The sequence below is a fragment of the Eubacterium sp. BIOML-A2 genome, assembly GCF_009680135.1.
Classification (GTDB): Bacteria; Bacillota; Clostridia; order Lachnospirales; family Lachnospiraceae; genus Faecalicatena; species Faecalicatena contortus_B.
In genome coordinates, this window is record NZ_WKZK01000064.1 from 1 (window position 1) to 18,855 (window position 18,855).

General features: G+C 47.2%; 20 protein-coding genes. 16 read left to right on the forward strand and 4 right to left on the reverse strand.

What is annotated here, in order from left to right:
- Positions 1–291: 291 nt before the first annotated feature.
- The 7 genes from GKG43_RS18940 to GKG43_RS18970 all read left to right on the forward strand — a co-directional run bounded on the left by GKG43_RS18940 (position 292) and on the right by GKG43_RS18970 (position 6,750).
- The gene (locus GKG43_RS18940) at positions 292–657 is read left to right on the forward strand and encodes a heavy metal-associated domain-containing protein (RefSeq protein WP_050638691.1); all 366 of its coding nucleotides are present in this window, start codon (positions 292–294) and stop codon (positions 655–657) included.
- A gap of 255 nt (positions 658–912) precedes the next feature.
- Positions 913–1,899: a diaminopimelate dehydrogenase gene (locus tag GKG43_RS18945; protein ID WP_050638690.1), complete on the forward strand. Its 987-nt coding sequence runs from the start codon at positions 913–915 to the stop codon at positions 1,897–1,899.
- Between the two features lie 95 nt (positions 1,900–1,994).
- Positions 1,995–3,017 (forward strand): XdhC/CoxI family protein, encoded by a 1,023-nt coding sequence (locus GKG43_RS18950; RefSeq protein ID WP_055154911.1) that lies wholly within the window; start codon positions 1,995–1,997, stop codon positions 3,015–3,017.
- 154 nt (positions 3,018–3,171) lie between these two features.
- Positions 3,172–4,365, forward strand: a complete 1,194-nt coding sequence (locus tag GKG43_RS18955) for a dicarboxylate/amino acid:cation symporter (protein WP_050638688.1) — start codon at positions 3,172–3,174, stop codon at positions 4,363–4,365.
- Positions 4,366–4,668: 303 nt separating this feature from the next.
- Positions 4,669–6,012, forward strand: coding sequence for an MATE family efflux transporter (locus GKG43_RS18960; RefSeq protein WP_055154910.1), 1,344 nt, complete (start codon positions 4,669–4,671; stop codon positions 6,010–6,012).
- Positions 6,013–6,154: 142 nt separating this feature from the next.
- Positions 6,155–6,454 (forward strand): BMC domain-containing protein, encoded by a 300-nt coding sequence (locus GKG43_RS18965; RefSeq protein WP_050638686.1) that lies wholly within the window; start codon positions 6,155–6,157, stop codon positions 6,452–6,454.
- 17 nt (positions 6,455–6,471) lie between these two features.
- Positions 6,472–6,750, forward strand: a complete 279-nt coding sequence (locus tag GKG43_RS18970; protein ID WP_025656821.1) for a BMC domain-containing protein — start codon at positions 6,472–6,474, stop codon at positions 6,748–6,750.
- A gap of 319 nt (positions 6,751–7,069) precedes the next feature.
- Here the strand turns inward: GKG43_RS18970 and pdaA are convergent, their stop codons facing one another.
- Positions 7,070–7,900 (reverse strand): delta-lactam-biosynthetic de-N-acetylase, encoded by an 831-nt coding sequence (pdaA, locus tag GKG43_RS18975; protein WP_050638673.1) that lies wholly within the window; start codon positions 7,898–7,900, stop codon positions 7,070–7,072.
- A 181-nt stretch (positions 7,901–8,081) separates the two neighbouring features.
- Between pdaA and GKG43_RS18980 the strand changes: the two genes are divergently transcribed.
- Together GKG43_RS18980 and GKG43_RS18985 are read left to right on the forward strand one after the other, a co-directional pair.
- On the forward strand, positions 8,082–8,873 hold the full coding sequence (locus GKG43_RS18980; protein ID WP_055154909.1) for an HAD family hydrolase: 792 nt from the start codon (positions 8,082–8,084) through the stop codon (positions 8,871–8,873).
- Between the two features lie 27 nt (positions 8,874–8,900).
- A complete protein-coding gene (locus GKG43_RS18985; protein WP_055154908.1) occupies positions 8,901–9,884 on the forward strand; it encodes a D-isomer specific 2-hydroxyacid dehydrogenase family protein in 984 nt (327 codons plus the stop codon).
- A 49-nt stretch (positions 9,885–9,933) separates the two neighbouring features.
- Here GKG43_RS18985 and aroE read toward each other — a convergent pair whose 3' ends face one another.
- The 3 genes from aroE to aroF form a co-directional block, all read right to left on the reverse strand.
- Entirely contained in the window at positions 9,934–10,764 is an 831-nt protein-coding gene (aroE, locus tag GKG43_RS18990; RefSeq protein ID WP_055154907.1) for a shikimate dehydrogenase, read from the reverse strand.
- A gap of 2 nt (positions 10,765–10,766) precedes the next feature.
- On the reverse strand, positions 10,767–11,822 hold the full coding sequence (gene aroB / locus GKG43_RS18995; protein WP_050638669.1) for a 3-dehydroquinate synthase: 1,056 nt from the start codon (positions 11,820–11,822) through the stop codon (positions 10,767–10,769).
- 78 nt (positions 11,823–11,900) lie between these two features.
- Positions 11,901–12,914, reverse strand: coding sequence for a 3-deoxy-7-phosphoheptulonate synthase (gene aroF / locus GKG43_RS19000; RefSeq protein WP_050638668.1), 1,014 nt, complete (start codon positions 12,912–12,914; stop codon positions 11,901–11,903).
- A 294-nt stretch (positions 12,915–13,208) separates the two neighbouring features.
- On the opposite strand from aroF, the gene GKG43_RS19005 reads away from it, so the two are divergent.
- The 7 genes from GKG43_RS19005 to GKG43_RS19035 all read left to right on the forward strand — a co-directional run bounded on the left by GKG43_RS19005 (position 13,209) and on the right by GKG43_RS19035 (position 18,834).
- Positions 13,209–13,568: a CidA/LrgA family protein gene (locus GKG43_RS19005; protein WP_050638667.1), complete on the forward strand. Its 360-nt coding sequence runs from the start codon at positions 13,209–13,211 to the stop codon at positions 13,566–13,568.
- On the forward strand, positions 13,568–14,245 hold the full coding sequence (locus GKG43_RS19010; protein WP_050638666.1) for an LrgB family protein: 678 nt from the start codon (positions 13,568–13,570) through the stop codon (positions 14,243–14,245). Before GKG43_RS19005 ends, GKG43_RS19010 begins: the two co-directional genes overlap by 1 nt.
- Positions 14,246–14,281: 36 nt before the next feature.
- Positions 14,282–15,877 (forward strand): ClC family H(+)/Cl(-) exchange transporter, encoded by a 1,596-nt coding sequence (locus GKG43_RS19015; RefSeq protein WP_330377739.1) that lies wholly within the window; start codon positions 14,282–14,284, stop codon positions 15,875–15,877.
- Positions 15,878–15,911: 34 nt separating this feature from the next.
- A complete protein-coding gene (gene pyrH, locus GKG43_RS19020; RefSeq protein ID WP_025656828.1) occupies positions 15,912–16,607 on the forward strand; it encodes a UMP kinase in 696 nt (231 codons plus the stop codon).
- A gap of 14 nt (positions 16,608–16,621) precedes the next feature.
- A complete protein-coding gene (frr, locus tag GKG43_RS19025) occupies positions 16,622–17,173 on the forward strand; it encodes a ribosome recycling factor (protein ID WP_050638665.1) in 552 nt (183 codons plus the stop codon).
- Between the two features lie 142 nt (positions 17,174–17,315).
- Complete coding sequence (locus tag GKG43_RS19030) at positions 17,316–18,032, forward strand: isoprenyl transferase (protein ID WP_050638664.1); 717 nt, start codon at positions 17,316–17,318, stop codon at positions 18,030–18,032.
- Complete coding sequence (locus GKG43_RS19035; RefSeq protein WP_050638663.1) at positions 18,025–18,834, forward strand: phosphatidate cytidylyltransferase; 810 nt, start codon at positions 18,025–18,027, stop codon at positions 18,832–18,834. Before GKG43_RS19030 ends, GKG43_RS19035 begins: the two co-directional genes overlap by 8 nt.
- Positions 18,835–18,855: the final 21 nt, after the last annotated feature.

Sequence of the window (18,855 nt, forward strand, 5' to 3'; positions counted from 1 at the left end):
CCGCCTAGAATTTCTTAGGTCCGCGGCCGCGTTTTTGAAAGGACATGGATGTTCTCCGGGAGGTTTTCGGCTATCCCTTCATGGAGCGTCCCCATCCGTACCGCGACTAAAGCGCGTCACTAACTCCCGATTTAGATGTTGGCCGGGATGTGAAAAGTCACGTCTGAACAGTAATGATTTAGGATTACTAAAGCAGAAAAGAAAATAAAAGGGTTTTCTTTTTTACAATTGTGGTGTATTATAAAGTTAGATTAAACTAACTTAAATAAGATCAAATAGGAGTAAACGATTATGGCAACTGGAATTATATGTATCATTATTATTATCGTTTGTGTGTTGGGGATCAGAAGCTATACAAAGCGTTTGACGCACGGGTGCTGCGGGGGCGGCCAGGATCCGGTGAAACGTGTGAGGCCTGCGGATCCAAATATTGCCCACTATCCGTACATCAGAAAAATACGGATCGGTGGAATGACCTGCGCAAATTGTGCCAGAAGAGTAGAAAATGTTTATAACAGTATGGATGGTGTATTAGCTGAGGCTGATTTTGCAGAGGGCTGTGTAACGGTCAGAATGAAAAAGGATTACAAAGACATTCAGCTGAAAGAAGCCGTCCAATCGGCAGGATATTTTGCAACGGGGATCGAGAAGCTGTGACATGTTAGGGCATGAGTCCGAATATTTGAATTTTGATGTACCGGAGATTCCGTCTTAGAAGCAACGAGTAAGTTTAAAGAGGAAAACGCAGAGCGCATTCGCGGTAACAGTTCAGACCTGTCTGAACTGTTACCATCCGCGGCTAATATGCCCGGGTGCGCTTTAATTTTAAATTGTACACGCAGGGCTCATATGTTATACTTATTAACGATTCAAATAATTTATGAAAGAAATATTGGAGAGGAAGGATATACGATGGAGAAAATCAGAATTGGAATTGTTGGTTATGGAAACATCGGACGTGGAGTAGAGCTTGCGGTTGAGCGCAATGAGGATATGGAATTAAAAGCCATCTTTACACGGCGTGAACCCGAGAGCGTTCAGATTATGACAGAGGGTGTTCCGGTCGTTCATATGGATGATATACTTAGCATGAAAGATGAGATTGATGTGATGATCCTGTGCGGCGGCTCAGCAACGGACCTCCCGGTGATCGGTCCCGAGATTGTAAAGAACTTTAATACGATCGACAGTTTTGACACTCATGCCAAGATACCGGAATATTTTGCAGATGTAGACGCATCCGCAAAAGCCGGCGGCCATATCGGAATCATTTCCGTAGGCTGGGATCCGGGAATGTTTTCACTGAACAGGATCTATGCGGAGTCCATTCTTGTACAGGGAGATACATATACATTCTGGGGAAAAGGCGTAAGCCAGGGACATTCAGACGCGATCCGCCGCGTAAAGGGTGTGAAGAACGCCATCCAGTATACCGTGCCGGTTGAAGAAGCAGTAGAGCAGGTAAGAAGCGGATGCGGTCCAAAACTCACTACAAGAGACAAACACTTAAGAGAATGTTATGTAGTGGCTGAGGAAGGCGCGGATCTGAAGGAGATCGAAGAAACGATCAAAAACATGCCGAACTACTTCTCGGATTACAACACAACCGTAACTTTTATCACAGAAGAAGAACTGAAAGCCGAACACAGCAAAATGCCGCACGGTGGATTTGTCATCCGCAGTGGTGAGACGGGAAGAGAAGGCAGTAAGCACGTAATTGAATACTCACTGAAGTTGGATTCCAATCCGGAATTCACATCCAGCGTACTGGTATGCTACGCGCGTGCAGCATACCGTCTCGCTAAGAATGGAGATTCCGGCGCAAAGACAGTATTCGATATCGCACCGGGCCTGCTTTCTATGAAGTCCGCAGAAGAACTGAGGGCAGAATTATTATAGGGGTCTGCCCCCTTTGTGTCCCATTCTCCGAATTGTTTCAAACAATTCGGAATTCGGTGTTCAAAGGGGTAAGACCCCTATGAAAGGATGATGGCATGGAGAAATTATTTCACTTACTGTATGAGTGTATGCTGAGGGGGCAGGATGCGGTTCTGGTTACGATTGTTGCAAGTACCGGCTCCACCCCGCGGGGGGCAGGGGCGCGTATGCTGGTTACTTCCGCCGGGAGAATCTGGGGGACGGTAGGCGGCGGGGCGGTCGAGCACCACAGTGAAGGCGTGGCGGCGGAGGTACTGCGCAGCAAGAAGCCGCGCCTGGAATACTTCCGGCTCAGGGAAAATGAGATCCAGGATCTGGGAATGATCTGCGGGGGAGATGTGAATGTGCATTTTCAATACATTTCTGCAGATGATGAGCAGAAACTGGTTCTAATTAAGCAGATCGGGGCATTATATCAAACAAAAGAGGGATTCTGGCTTGTCAGCGAGATTTCTGAGGACGGAGAGGGAGGTATGGCGGTCTGCCGCCGTTCTGGCGCTATCGCAGGGATATCGCTTCCAGCGGCTGTTTTTGAAGGGCTGCAGATGAAACCCGTGCTGATAGAGACAGAGGGGCGTAAGTTTTACTGTGAGAATATGCAGCAGCAGGGGCGTGTCTATATTTTCGGGGGAGGACACGTTTCACAGGCACTGGTGCCGGCTCTTGCAGCAGTTGATTTTAGGTGTGTGGTTCTGGAGGACAGGGAGGAGTTCAGCAGGGCTGAATTGTTTCCCGGGGCAGAAGAGGTCCTGTTAATTGAGAACAGCCATATTGCAGATTATGTTACAATCGATGCCCCGGATTATGTGTGTATCATGACACGCGGGCATAAGGACGATCTGGCGGTTCAGGCACAGGTTTTAAAGACTTCCGCAGCTTATATCGGAGTGATCGGGAGCAGACACAAAAAAGCCGGTGTGTTTGCAAAATTAAAGGAACAGGGTTTTACTGATGCAGATCTGGACAGAATCACGACTCCGATCGGCCTTGCCATCGGAGCAGAAACTCCTGCGGAGATCGCGGTGAGCATCACGGCTCAGTTGATTCAGCAGAGAGCCGCAAGAGATACTCGGCTATAGCCATAGGGCCGTTTGACGTTACTATGTACGGTTCATAGGCCGTGTATAATAACCGTTTGACAGCTGGGAAATACAGGAAGCGCAGGCGGATGTTTGCGGAGAGAAAGAGAGATATGTTATAATATAGCGATTCTATAGGAAAGGGATTGAAACTATGAAGAAATTATTTAATAATCTGCCATTCCGGCTTCTGCTCGGAGTGGTGGCTGGTATCCTGATTGGCCAGATCGCCAATGAGGGATTTATGAATATTGTAGTCACTGTAAAATACATTCTCGGACAGTTGATCACATTCTGTGTTCCGCTGATTATCATCGGCTTTATTGCCCCATCCATTACAAAGCTGGGCAACAACGCCTCCAGGATGCTGGGAGTGGCAATCGTTATCGCCTATGTGTCCTCCGTGCTGGCGGCGCTTCTTTCCATGCTGGCAGGTTACGGCCTGATTCCGCACCTCTCCATCGTATCTGAGGTGGATGGGCTAAAAGAACTTCCCGGTGTAGTATTCCAGCTGGATATTCCGCAGATCATGCCGGTTATGAGCGCACTGGTATTTTCTGTTATGATCGGGCTTGCGGCTGCGTGGACGAAAGCAAAAGTGATTACACAAGTACTGGATGAATTCCAGAAAATCGTGCTGGAGATCGTGACCAAAGTCGTGATCCCGGTGCTTCCAATTTTTATCGCCTTTACATTCTGTGCATTGTCCTATGAAGGTACAATCACAAAACAGCTGCCGGTATTTATTAAAGTCGTACTGATCGTTATGGCAGGGCACTATATCTGGCTGGCTGTGCTCTATGCGGCAGGCGGCGCTTATTCGAAGAGCAACCCGCTGGATGTCATCAAGAATTATGGCCCGGCATATATTACCGCGGTCGGAACGATGTCTTCTGCAGCAACGCTGGCGGTTGCCCTGCGGTGCGCGAAAAAATCAGAGCCGCCTCTCAGAGAGGATATGGTTGATTTTGGGATTCCGCTGTTTGCAAATATCCATCTCTGCGGTTCGGTACTGACAGAAGTATTTTTTGTCATGACCGTATCCAAAATTCTCTATGGCAGCATTCCTTCCCCGGGAACAATGGTACTGTTCTGTGTGCTGCTGGGAATCTTTGCAATCGGGGCGCCGGGGGTTCCGGGAGGAACCGTAATGGCTTCACTGGGGCTGATTACCGGGGTGCTTGGATTTGATGAGACCGGAACCGCGCTGATGCTTACTATATTTGCCCTGCAGGACAGTTTTGGAACCGCATGCAATGTGACCGGGGACGGAGCGCTGACCATGATCCTGACCGGCTATGCCAAGAAGCATAATATAGAAAAGCAGGAAATCAGCATAGATTTATAAAATATCTGGCTGTACAAACGTGTCTGGCAGCAAGGCAGCACGAGGGTACAGCCGTATTTTATCTTAGAGCGTGTCTGAAAATTCATTGCCGCAATATGCCGCCCCACTTCACGGTGTATTTACTGCCAAATCCAGAGGGCGTAGCCCGTTACGCCTCCTGTATTTGGCAGTAAATACACCGCAAACTGGGATAACATCTTGCAACAAGCAATTTTTAGACACACTCTAGCAGGAAAATCCGGTTATAGATAGAAAAGACCGATACAAAAAAAGAGGAAGGCAGCGATGCTGCAGAAGAGATAAATGGGAAAGAATAAGACAAATGATATGACCACAGGAAACCCGGTAAAGCTGATGATTTGGTTTATGATCCCGATGTGCCTGGGAAATATATTTCAGCAGTTCTATAATATAGCGGATTCGATTATAGCGGGGCAGTTCCTAGGGGTGAATGCCCTTGCTGCCATAGGGAGCACAGGTTCACTCATGTTCATGGTGACCGGCTGGATCACCGGGATCAGCAGTGGTTTCTCTATTTTAGTGGCACAGTGGTTTGGCGCCCGCAAATACGACCGGATGCGGCATTATACAGCAATGTCGGTCTATCTGACATTCGCCATTATCGTAGCCATGACGGTGGGGCTTCTGGCAGCAAATGAGCCGATTCTGAGGCTCATGAATACACCGGAGGAACTGATGCCGGATGTGAAAGGGTATATGACAGTTATCTATGCAGGCCTGATCGTGACGGCCGCTTATAATTCTTTGGCTGCCGTGCTCAGAGCACTGGGGGATTCAAAATCGCCGCTGTATTTTTTGATCATTTCCGCAGTGATAAATATCTTTCTGGATATTGTATTTATCACCTGGTTTCATATGGGGGTAACAGGGTGCGGTTACGCAACAGTGATTGCGCAGGGAATCTCAGCGCTGCTGTGCTTCCTGTATATCAAAAAGAAATTTTTAATTCTGCATCTGAAAAAAGAAGATTTCCATATTTCCTGGAACAGTATAAAAAAACTTCTGGCGCTCGGAACACCGATGGGCCTTCAGTTTTCCATCACCGGGATTGGAACCATCATTGTACAGGGAGCGGTTAATATCTACGGAGCAGTCTATATTGCAGGCTTTTCCGCCGGAGCCAAGATCCAGAACCTGATCGCATGCGTCTTTATAGCATTTGGAGCGACCATTGCAACCTATGTAGGGCAGAACTGGGGTGCAGGCAGGTTAGACAGGGTGAAAAAAGGCGTCTGGTATACACAGGCAATGATCTTAATCTGCAGCGCGGTATTGATGGTTTTGATATTTTTCTTTGGAAAATACATGGTGCTTATGTTTGTTTCTCCTGCGGAGAAAGGCGTAATCGATGCTGCTGTGGTCTATTTCCTGGCGGTATTCTGGTGCTATCCGTTCCTTGGAAGCATCTTTTTGTACCGCAACGCACTGCAGGGAATGGGATACGGCCTGGTGCCCATGCTGGGCGGAGTATTTGAACTGGCGGCGCGCGCCCTGGTTGTGGCAGCAGTTGCCGGAAAGACAAGTTTTTTCGGGGTCTGCCTTTCAGATCCGGCGGCCTGGCTTGCAGCTTTAATCCCTTTGGTTCCGTATTATTTTTATAAAATAAATAAGGTGGGGAAACAGTAAAGATTGTTATTATTCACGACCATAGTGTGCGCAAAGTAACGAAAGATTCTCCACTTTTTTGTTGAAATTTTATCTTTGGTTATATATAATAAAAATATTGACAGAATAGAAAAAATAGTAGTTCTGCAGGCAGGAGGGAATTATGGCCGGACAGTATGAAGGTATGGCAATAGGCGTATTCGAGCTTGACAGCGAGTGCGCATGTTTTGTAGCATTAGATGCGGCAGCGAAAGCTGCGGATGTAAAGATCCAGGCAGTAGAGAGAAACCGTCTGGGAGCGGGTGCATGTGTTAAGATGAGAGGCAATGTCTCCAACGTCAATGCAGCCATGGAAGTCGCGCTCAGAGTGGCGGAACCAATCTCCAAGATTGTTTCCCATACAATAATAGCGGCACCGTTAGCTGAGACTGAACCAGCAATTACAATGACAATCAACAAGTAAGGAAGAGGTATATTTTTATGGCATATGGAGCATTCGGACTTGTAGAAGTCCTTGGGGAAGCAAACGCCGTACTGGTCACGGATCAGATGCTGAAAGCGGCAGAAGTAACCTATGAGACACAGGACACAAAATGCGGAGGACATGCCCTCATATTTATCAGTGGCAGCGTTTCTGCAGTAACTGCGGCAGTTGAGAGCGCAGCTGTAAATTCACCTTGTAAGATACTTAACTCAGCAGTTATATCCAATCCATCAGAGGAAATGATACATATTGTGGAGGAATTTAAGGCAAGGTAGTCGAATAGTGAGGAGCGGACATCGGATGCACGCAGCCTGATAGAAGCAGGGAGACAGAGGTGTTTCTGTGGGCATAAAGCGCGTGATTAGAAACTCTTACAGAAAAACAGAAGAATCTTATGGCCAAATCATGATTCACAAAATCAAGATTTGAGACGGTTTCACGGAAAAAGCATCAAGCTTTCTCCGTAAAACCGTCTGTAGTCATAAGATTCTTCTGTTTTGCTTTTAGATCTTCTGCATAAATTGTCCGCCCACAGAAACACCCCTGTCTCCCAGCAGATCTCTGCTCCATGCTTCTGGCAGGCGAACCTCCCCCTTAAATTTCCGACAGCGGTTTAAATGTATACCCCATTTCCTCCCATTTTGTCAGCAGTTCATCGAGTATTTCCCCGTTTGTTTTTGAAGTGCTGTGAAGCAGTACGATTGCGCCGGGGTGGATCCTGCCAAGCAGCTTTTCAAAAGCTGCCTCTTTCGTGGGCTGGTCATTTTCATACCAGTCTACATAGGCCAGGCTCCAGAAAAAGGTTTTATACCCCATTTCTTTTGCCATCTTCAGGTTTGTTTCACTGTATTTTCCTTGCGGAGGACGATAGTATTTTGTCATCTCCTGACCGGTAATTTTCTTATATTCCTCTTCAACATCCCCTAGTTCTTTTTGGAAGGCTTCCTGGGTTGATATCTGTGACATATCGGGATGGTGATATGTATGGTTGCCCACCGTATGGCCCTCTTCCACCATCCTTTTAATCAGATCCGGATTGGACGATATGAAGGTGCCTACCACAAAAAATGTCGCAGGTACATTGTGCTTTTTCAGCGCATCTAGAATCGCAGGGGTGTTGCCATTTTCGAATCCCGCGTCAAAGGTCAGGTATATAACCTTTTCATCCGTATTTCCGGAATAGTATGCGTCAAATTGTTTCAGCTCTTCGGCGGTTGCGTTAGCGACCGGCGGCTGGCCTTCATCCTGGAAGCTTAATCCCCAGTTCCCTTCTGCGGAGGTGGCAACAGCCTCGGGGGCAAAATAATCCTGAGCCCTTCCGGCGGCGCGTCCGGCCAAAAATGCAGCGGCAAAGAGCAGCACAAGTCTGGCAGTATTTTTTAGTAGAGATTTCTTTTTCGTATCGGGTTTCAGATTGATTTTCATTACATCTCCTGTATCTTATTTCCTATAGTATATGATGAAAATGCAGAAATATTTTCATCGTATGGCAAATCAGCGGAAGCTGCGGGGCGAAATCCTCTTTTTTTGTGAGGTATAGAAATGGATTTTTTGGGGAAAGAGTGATAAAGTGATAGAAGAAAATCTGAAACGTTAGGAGAACAAGATGGAAAGAGCAGCACTGTTTTTGGATATTGACGGCACCATACTGAGTGAGATTACGAAGGAGATCCCGCAGAGCGCACTGGATGCCATGCGTGCGGCAAAGCGTGCGGGACACCTGCTTTTTATAAATACAGGGAGGACATTCTGCAGTATACCGCCGAAGATCAGCCAGTTTGAATTTGATGGATTCCTGTGTGGATGCGGGACATATCTCACTTATCATGCCGAGGTTTTATTTTCCAGATCAATTCCCGAAAAACGGGGAAGAGAGATTATTGATAAAATGATAGAATGCAGGCTGGATGGGATAATGGAGGGGACTCAGGACATATATCTGCCAAGTCGAATGTCGCGTTTTGACAGGCTGGAGAGCTCCAGACGATATTTTCAAAACGCCGGGCTGGGCCTGGAGGAGTATATTGAAAAGGGAAGCTTTGTGTATGACAAATTGTTTGTTTATGCGGATGAACTCAGCGACAAAGACACTTTTTTCAAGTTTGTGGAGAAAGATATCGAGCCGATCAACCGGGGCGGCGATACTTATGAGTGCATTCAGAAGGGCTATTCTAAAGCAACCGCGTGTGAGTATATTTTAAAGAAGTTTGCAATGGAGACGGAGCAGGCATATGTATTTGGGGACAGCTCGAATGATTTATCGATGTTCGAATATGCGGGGCATGCGATTGCTATGGGAGATCATGCAAAAGAACTTGACCCGTACACCGAATATGTAACTGCTAAGGTTGAGGAGGACGGGATAGCCTGTGCATTCAGCCACTATGGCCTGATGTAAAGTAAGCTCTGACAGGGAGGGTTAGTGATGAAGATATTTGTTTATAATTACCGGGAGTTCGATGAGGCTGTGTATTTTCAGAGATTTTCTAGAGAATACGGCGTGGAGCTGGGGATCTGTTATGATGACCCCTGCATGGAAAATGCCGGTCTTGCTGCGGGGTATGAATATATCAGTATTATTACCACTAAGATGGATGCACAGCTTATCGGGCGCTTCCACGAGCTGGGGGTAAAGATGATATCAACCAGGACGATAGGGTATGACCATGTGGATATGGAGGCAGCGCAGAAACTTGGAATCAAAGTCAGCAATGTAACGTACTCGCCTGAGTGTGTGGCGGATTACACGGTGATGCTCATGCTTATGGCAATCCGTAAAATGAAACGGATCATGCAGAGAGAGGAGATCAATGACTTTTCCCTTCCGGGCATACAGGGGCGAGAGATGCACAATTTTACCGTGGGTGTGATAGGCACCGGAAAGATTGGGCAGGCCGTAATCCGCGATTTAAGTGGATTTGGATGCCGGATTTATGCTTATGATCTGTTTCCATCCCAGAAGGTCCATGCATATGCAGAATACGCGGAACTTGATACGATCTTTGCAACATGTGATATGATAACACTCCATATGCCCCTTGGGGATGATAATTACCATATGATCAACGCAGATGCCATTGCTAAAATGAAACAGGGGGTAGTCCTGATTAACACGGCCCGGGGTGGTCTGATTGATACAAAAGCGCTGCTGGACGGTCTGGAGTCAGAGAAGATTGGTGCGGCTGCAATGGATGTGATTGAAGATGAATTTGGGATGTATTATTATGACCGAAAATCCGATATTATAAGTAAGAGGGAGTTATATATACTGCGGGGATTCCCTAATGTGATCGTAACTCCTCACATGGCGTTTTATACGGATCAGGCAGTGAGTGATATGGTGAGACATTCCATAGAAAGCTGCTGTCTGAATGAGGCAGGGGAAGAAAATCCATGGGAAATTGTGTAAAGGGGTCAGACCCCTCTGCAGAGGGGTCTGACCCTTTTGAACACCATTGTCAGAATTTTCTGGCTAATTCATCGTGTATCCGATTGCCCATATTATAATCCAGCTCTTTACCCAGCCAGATTTCTTCAGATCCGATTGCCTGGTCTACCAGCATCATGAGTCCGGTTACGATCTGCAGTCCTTCTTCCTTTGCAATTCTTAGAAATTCCGTGATCAAAGGATTGTAGACGATGTCGGAAGCCGCTTTAAACTGCCGGATCACGGATGCATCTACCGGACTTTCGCCAACGTGGGGATGCATGCCCAGGGGGGTGGTGTTGACCAGAATATCACCGGCAGGAACATTTGTCAGTTTACAGGTATTTATATAAGGAAAACGCTCTTGCAGAGAATCGAGCGCTTTTTCGTTGCGCGCTGCGACTGTGATTTTAGCAGCGCCGTCCGTATGGAATCCATAGATCAGCCCCCGGGCGGCCCCGCCCGAACCGAGAATGACAATCTCTTTCCCAGCCAGTGTGATACCGGCTTTATGGAACATGCTGACGGCTCCGATATAATCTGTATTGTAACCGTAAAATTTACCGTCTTTCATTAAAACAGTATTGACAGCGCCTATTTTTTCTGCATGTGGATCAATGACATCCATGAGCTGATAAACGACTTCTTTATATGGCATAGTCACATTCATGCCAAGAATATGTTCATCCCTCATTACTTCCAGTATACGGAGGACTTCGTTTTCGTCCATTTCATATTTTTTATACGTACCGGAGATCTTCTGCTGTCGGAGCAGATCTTCGTGGATCTCGGGAGAAAGGCTGTGCCCAAGATGGTTGCCAAGTACACCAAAATGCAGTGGTTCCTTCTTTTCTGTATTCATGGCTAAATCACTCCTGCTGTTTTGAAAAAATCAAGATTGGTAGGGTAAATGAAGCTGTCACCAATAGCGTGTAAAAGAATTACATTCAGATGATTATCCAGATTCTTTTTGTCCAGCCTTACAGCATCCAGGAGTGCAGACACCGGAAGTCCGCATTCACAGGGGAGACCGTAGGTATCCAGCACCTGCTTGATTCGTTCTGCTTCGCCGGGGACAGTAAGCCCGGCCTTTTCGGAAATCTTTGTCATCTGGTACATGCCAATTGCAACGGCTTCCCCATGGCTTTCGCGTTCATAGTGATAATACTGTTCGATGGTATGTGCCAGGGTATGGCCGAAATTCAGCAGCATCCGCTCACCGGTGTCAAACTGGTCGTCTTCCACAACGATTCTTTTGATATCTACACAGCGGTATATGATTGAGGACAGCCGGTCTTTTAATCCATCAAACGAAGGAGAGGAACTTAAGATTTCAAAGAGGCTGGCATCCTTGATGCAGCCATACTTGATTACTTCTCCCATGCCGTCGGTGATATACCGTTTGGGAAGTGTATCCAGCACGTCGGGGTCTATCAGTACCAGCTTGGGATGGAAAAATGCACCTACCAGATTTTTTCCCTGTGGAAGATCAACCGCTACCTTCCCACCTACAGAGGAGTCCACCTGAGCCAGAAGAGAAGTTGGTATCTGAACCAGATTAACACCGCGCAGATAACTTGCCGCAGCAAAACCGGCCAGATCACCAATGACACCGCCCCCCAGTGCTATAACGAGATCACTGCGGGTAATATTATTTTCCAACAAAGCGGCATAAATCCGGGGGAGAGACTGAAAACTCTTCGTCAGCTCCCCATGTGGAAGTATGAGGCTGCGGCATTCATAAGACGGAAGCGCCTTTACCAGTTTTTGGCCGTAAATAGGAAAAACATGATCATCTGAGATAATCATAATGCGTTTCCCATGAAAAACTTGTGCTACAAAAGTTTCTGCATTTGCCAGAATTCCGGATTTTATATAGATTGGATAACTGTTTTCACCTAAGTTTACTGTTAATTCCACGAGCTTTCTCCTTTTTAGACAAAATGGTATGCAAGGGGGTCAGACCCCTCTGCAGAGGGGTCTGACCCCCTTGCGCTCCTATACTTCTTTTCCGACTACCAGAGCTATTTCTTTAATTTGTTTTAACAAATCATTATATTTTTTCGGTTTCAGTGACTGGGCCCCGTCACACAAAGCGGATTCGGGATCGTTATGGACCTCGATCATTAGTCCGTCAGCACCCGCAGCAACCGATGCTTTTGCCATTGGCTCTACCAGCCACCATTTTCCGCCTGCGTGGCTCGGGTCTACGATGACAGGCAGATGTGTTTTTTTCTTCAGAACAGGTATGCTCTGCAGATCGAGCGTATTTCTTGTGAAGGTCTCAAAGGTTCGGATTCCACGTTCGCAGAGAATAACGTTCTCGTTACCGGATGCCATAATGTATTCGGCGGACATGATCCATTCCTCGTATGTTGCATTGAGGCCCCGCTTTAGAAGAATCGGGCGGTCCAGCTGTCCGAGCTGCTTAAGCAGATCGAAATTCTGCATATTTCTGGCGCCGATTTGGATTAAATCTACTTTCTCGTTAAAAATCTCCAGGTATTCCGGGGACATTAATTCCGTTACAATAGGGAGCCCTGTTTCTTTCTTGACCTCACAGAGGATATCCAGGCCCTCCATACCGAGTCCCTGGAAAGAATATGGACTTGTACGGGGCTTAAATGCGCCGCCGCGCAGCAGGTTGGCGCCGGAGGCCTTTGCGGATTTGGCAATGTCCAGCACCTGAGCAAAAGATTCCACGGAGCAGGGGCCGGCTATGAGGGCCAGGTGGTTCCCGCCGATCTTCACGCCGGAGACATCAATGATGGAATCCTCCGGATGGAATGCCCGGTTTGCAAGTTTGTAAGGTTCCTGGACGTGCATGACTTTATCCACGCAGTCATCGACTTCAAATAATTTGGGATCAATCGCTGTAGTATCCCCAATACAGCCAATGATTGTCATTTCCTGTCCTCTGACAATGTGGGTATCCAGTCCGCGCTTTTTGACAAGGCCTTCTACCCGGTCGATATTACCTTCCGATGTGTGTGGTTTTAATACAATAATCATTCTATTACCTCCCATTTACAATGACTTCGCACTGTAAAATTTTAACTGTTTAAAGTGTGAAAACATAAGTATCATAAAACATCCCGGGCTTAATGTCAATAAGTTTGGGGAAAATTGTAGGAGAGATTAACCAGTATGAAAAAGTCTAAAATATTGCAGCTGCTCACAGAACGCAGGAAATTAATCGTAATAAATCCCGGCCCGTTCCGTTGACAACAGAAACCAGCGGGTGTATTTTGTAAGATAGCCATAAAAATCTGCATATGAAAACATAAAAGAATTGAGGGATGAATTATGAAAATAATCAGGCAAATCGGAATCATCTTTACCGTCTGCTGGCTGAGCCAGGTGATTGCAGAGTTTCTGCCCTTTGATTTTCCTGCAAGCGTCATAGGAATGATATTCTTATTCATCTGTCTGGTGACAGGCTTGCTGAAGATAGAACATATCCAGGAAAAGTCGGACTTTCTTCTTGGGAATATGGCCTTTTTCTTTGTGCCGGCAGGGGTGAGCATCATGAATTATTTTGACATTCTCAAAAGCAGTGCGGTACAGCTGCTGATTATCTGTATCGTATCCACAGTCATCACGTTTGCGGTGACGGCATACAGTGTGAAGCTGACCATGAAATTAATGGATCGGAGGAAAAAATAATGGAAGCTTTGTATACATCTCCCTACTTTGGAGTGGCTCTCAGCGTAATCGCTTTCGGCGCAGGAGTCAGGATTCAGCAAAAAACAAAATCGGCTCTCTGTAATCCTCTTATTATTGCAATCGTTCTTATTATAGGCGTGCTCCTTGTTTTTAAAATACCATATGATTCTTATAACAACGGAGGGGAAATCATTAATATGTTCCTGGCTCCGGCAACGGCCTGCCTTGCAGTATCTATCTATACGAAGCTTTCCATCTTGAAAAAATACTGGCTTCCTATTATAGTAGGATGTATAGCAGGTTCTCTGGCGTCCATGGCCAGCGTGTACGGCATGTGCAGGCTGTTCAGACTGGATCAGAGCCTGACCATGTCCATGCTTCCCAAATCCGTTACCACACCGATCGCCGTGAGCGTTGCGCAGGCACACGGCGGCGTCGTTCCCGTAACGGTCGTGGCGGTGATTTTTACAGGGATATTGGGGAGCATCGCCGCGCCGCTGTTTATACGGATTTTTAAAGTATCGGATTCCGTAGCGGCAGGCCTTGCCATCGGCGCCTGCAGCCATGCGGTGGGGACATCCAAGGCAATTGAGATCGGGGAAGTAGAAGGGGCTATGAGTGGTCTTGCCATTGGAATTTGCGGAGTGGTAACGGTTTTGTTTTCCATGTTCATTTAGAGGTTTAGAAAGCGGGTGCTGCGGGGGCGCACCCGAATGAGAGGAAAAGAGGGAAAAACATTGAAAAAGGATACTTCACATACCATTAAACGGGCACAGCGCTTTCCGGTCATCCTGATCGGAGAGGGCCTTCTTGTAGGTGCAGTGGGAGGGCTGCTGGTGCTGTTGTACCGGGTTGCACTGACGTATGCGGGAAAATGGCTGGATATTGTGCTGAAATATATCAGGGGCAACCCCGTACGGATCGCAGGTTGGTTCGTGATTCTGCTTCTCATGGCATATGTGGTTGGCAGACTGGTAAAATGGGCTCCGATGATATCCGGGAGCGGTATCCCCCAGGTGGAGGGAGAAGTAACCGGAAAACTGACGCAGAATTGGAAAAAGGTGCTGCCTGCCAAGTTTGCCGGCGGTTTTCTCTGCCTGTTCGGCGGATTGTCGCTGGGAAGAGAAGGCCCCTCCATCCAGCTCGGGGCGATGGCAGGTCAGGGACTGTCCAGAATGCTCGACCGGGGGAAGACGGAGGAAAGGTTCCTTATGACATGCGGAGCCAGCGCAGGCCTTGCCGCGGCTTTTCATGCACCCCTCGCGGGCATGATGTTCGCACTGGAGGAGATACATAAAGGCTTTTCCATGTCCATACTGATCTCCGTCATGACAGCATCCGTGACAGCTGACTACATATCCTCCCATATACTTGGCCTGGATCCGGTTTTTAAGTTCCAGCTGGAACATTACCTTCCGCAGAATTATTACTGGATGCTGATTCTTCTGGGAGCGGTCTGCGGCGTGATGGGAGTCTTCTATAACTGGGCTATGCTGAAAGCGCAGGATTTGTATAAAAAGCCAAAGTTTTTGAATGAGACTTCCAGGCTGATGATTGCCTTTCTGGCAGCAGGAGTCCTGGGGCTTGTAATGCCCTCCGTGCTGGGCAGCGGCCACAAACTGATCATCACATTAACAAACGGGGAAATGGCGCTCAGTCTGGTCATCGTGACCTTTGCTGTAAAATTTCTTTTCTCTGCAGTCAGTTTCGGATCCGGGGCCCCGGGAGGGATCTTCTTTCCGCTGCTGATACTGGGCGCCATGATCGGCGGCATTTTCGCCATGACAGGAGTTGAGTTCTTCGGGCTGGAGGAAATGTATATCAATAATTTTGTCCTGCTGGCCATGGCTGGATATTTTACGGCGATTGTGCGGGCGCCGATTACCGGAATTATCCTTCTGTTTGAAATGTCCGGTTCCGTGAGCCAGATGCTTTCCCTGGCAATTGTTTCGGTTACTGCATATATCGTCGCTACGCTGATGAAGTCGGAACCAATCTATGAAAGTATGCTGGATCGTATTCTGAAAAATTCCGGAAAAAATCAGACTCAGAATATGAAGAGCCCCGGACAAAAGGTGCTTAGCACCTTTGTGATCATGAACGGTTCCGTGCTGGAAGGCAAAAGCGTGGAGGAGATTACCTGGCCCGACAACTGCCTTCTCGTTGCTCTGGAAAGGGGCGGAAAAGAGCGGATTCCCAAGGGGAGGACCATGTTAATGGCAGGGGATACACTGACTACGATGACAGATGAAAGAGATGCCGGATATGTGCATGACAAAATGGAAAAGTTATGTTATACTTCATTTTAGAGTAATCAACAGAATTTGAAGGAGCTAAAGACGTATGAAAAGAGTATTGTTAAAGCTGAGTGGTGAAGCACTTGCAGGAGATAAGAAGACCGGGTTTGACGAGGCTACCTGCATTGGTGTGGCAGAACAGGTCAGACAGCTTGTGGACGAAGGAATTCAGGTCGCGGTAGTGACCGGAGGAGGTAATTTCTGGAGGGGCCGCACCAGCGAGACAATAGACCGGACAAAGGCAGATCAGATTGGGATGCTGGCAACGGTTATGAACTGTATTTATGTATCCGATATATTCAGACATGTGGGAATGAAGACAGAGATTTTTACCCCGTTTGTATGTGGGGCATTTACCACATTATTTTCCAAGGATGCGGCAGTCGCAGCCCTGGAAGAAGGTAAGGTTATCTTTTTTGCCGGCGGTACAGGCCATCCGTATTTTTCCACGGATACAGGGGCGGTACTTCGGGCAATCGAGATAGAAGCAGATGCCATGCTTTTAGCTAAGGCAATCGACGGGATCTATGACAGCGATCCGAAGGTGAATCCGGAGGCAAAGAAGTATGAAGAGATTTCGATTCAGGAGGTTATTGACCAGAAGCTTGCGGCAGTAGACCTGACAGCATCCATCCTGTGTATGGAGAATAAGATGCCCATGCTTGTATTCGGACTGAATGAAGAGAACAGTATCGCAGAGACGATGAGCGGGACATTTACCGGGACAAAAGTAACAGTATAAGGAGGACAATTGACATGGATGAAAAATTAAAAAAATATGAAGAAAAGATGACGAAGACCGTAGACAACCTGAACAGCGAACTGGCAACAATCAGGGCAGGACGTGCCAATCCGCATGTACTGGACAAGCTGACTGTAGACTATTATGGCTCACCTACACCAATTCAGCAGGTTGCGAATATCTCTGTACCTGAGGCGCGCCTAATCCAGATTCAGCCCTGGGAAAAGAGCCTGCTCAAAGAGGTAGAGAAAGCAATCAATATGTCAGATATCGGTATCAATCCGACGAACGACGGCAGCACCATCCGCCTGGTATTCCCGGAACTGACGGAAGAGCGCAGAAAAGAACTGGTTAAGGATGTTAAGAAAAAGGGTGAGGCGGCGAAAGTTGCAGTCCGCAATATCCGACGCGACGGAAACGAAGCTTTTAAGAAACTCAAAGGCGGAGAGATTTCTGAGGACGGTATCAAAGATCTGGAAGCAAACCTTCAGAAGATGACAGATAAATTCATTGCAAAAGTGGACAGCTGTGTGGAAGCAAAATCCAAAGAAGTGCTTACAGTTTAACGGGGATTTATCACTTGAAAACAAGAGGGGCTCGTATTATACAGCCTCTCTTTTGCTGATATAAGGCAGGCGGATTTAATGGGCTGGATGCATAAGAGTTCAGGCCTGTCTGAACTGCTACGGTATTAGGAGGATATATAGAATGAACGTACCACAGCATGTAGCAATCATACTCGACGGCAACGGCCGGTGGGCAAAGTCAAAAGGAATGCCGAGAAATTACGGACATGCGCAGGGCAGCAAAAATGTGGAAAGAATTTGCGAGGAGGCATGGCGGATGGGAATAAAATACCTGACCGTATATGCATTTTCCACGGAAAACTGGAACCGGCCGAAGAGCGAAGTAGATGCGCTGATGAAGCTGCTTCGCAATTACATGAAGACCTGTCTGAAGACGGCTGAGAAAAATGATATGAAAATCCGTGTAATCGGGGATATAAAAGCGCTGGATGAAGATATTAAGAAGAGGATAATAGAATTGGAGGAGGCCAGCAAAAACAACAACGGCCTGAACTTCACAATTGCTATTAATTATGGCAGCAGGGATGAGATGATAAGGGCAGTCAAACGCCTGGCGCAGGATTGCGTGGATGGGAAGATACGTGTGGAGGAGATTAGTGACCCGGTCTATGAGTCGTATCTGGATACACATGGTATTCCGGATCCGGATCTTTTGATCCGGACGAGCGGTGAGCAGAGGCTTTCAAATTATCTTCTCTGGCAGATGGCCTATACGGAATTTTATTTTACAGACGTTTTATGGCCGGATTTTACAAAAGAGGAATTGGTAAAAGCTGTCGAGCAGTATAATAGAAGAGACAGACGTTACGGGGGCGTAAAGGAGGAACAGGATGTTTAAGACACGGCTACTCAGTGGAATACTATTAGTACTCATTGCACTATTTACAGTGATTTCCGGCGGAAGCATTCTGTTTGCAGTGCTATTTATCATCAGCATGATCGGCCTGAGCGAACTTTACAAAGTCTTTGATATCCGTAACAAGGCTCCGGGAATCTGCGGCTATCTCTTTGCGGCTGCCTATTATGCCCTGATTTATTTGAAGCCGGTTCTGCCGTCCGGGACAGACTGGTTTATGCTTTTGTTCATGGTATTTTTAATCTGTATGATGGGAGTGCTTGTATTCTCCTTTCCAAAATACAGGACAGAGCAGATACTGGCAGCATTTTTCGGTGTATTTTATGTGGCTGTGATGCTGTCCTATATTTATCAGATCCGCATCCTTCCGGGCGGGGTATTTACCGTATGGCTGGTATTCATCTGCTCCTGGGGATGCGATACCTGTGCCTATTGCGTGGGCATGCTGATCGGAAAACATAAGATGGCTCCGAAGCTGAGCCCCAAAAAGTCAGTGGAGGGCGGTATAGGCGGGATCGCAGGAGCCGCACTTTTGGGCGTGCTGTATGCCCTTGCTATCAACAAGTGGGGGGATGCGGGCGCAGGCATTGTCAGGTTTGCAATCATCGGCGCAGCGGGAGGCGCGATCTCACAGGTGGGCGATCTGGCGGCTTCTGCAATCAAGCGTAACCACAATATCAAAGATTATGGAAAGCTGATACCGGGGCATGGCGGGATACTTGACAGATTCGACAGTGTAATATTTACGGCGCCTATCATATATTACCTGTCTGTTCTTCTTTAGGTGATAGAGTACAAAGGAAGG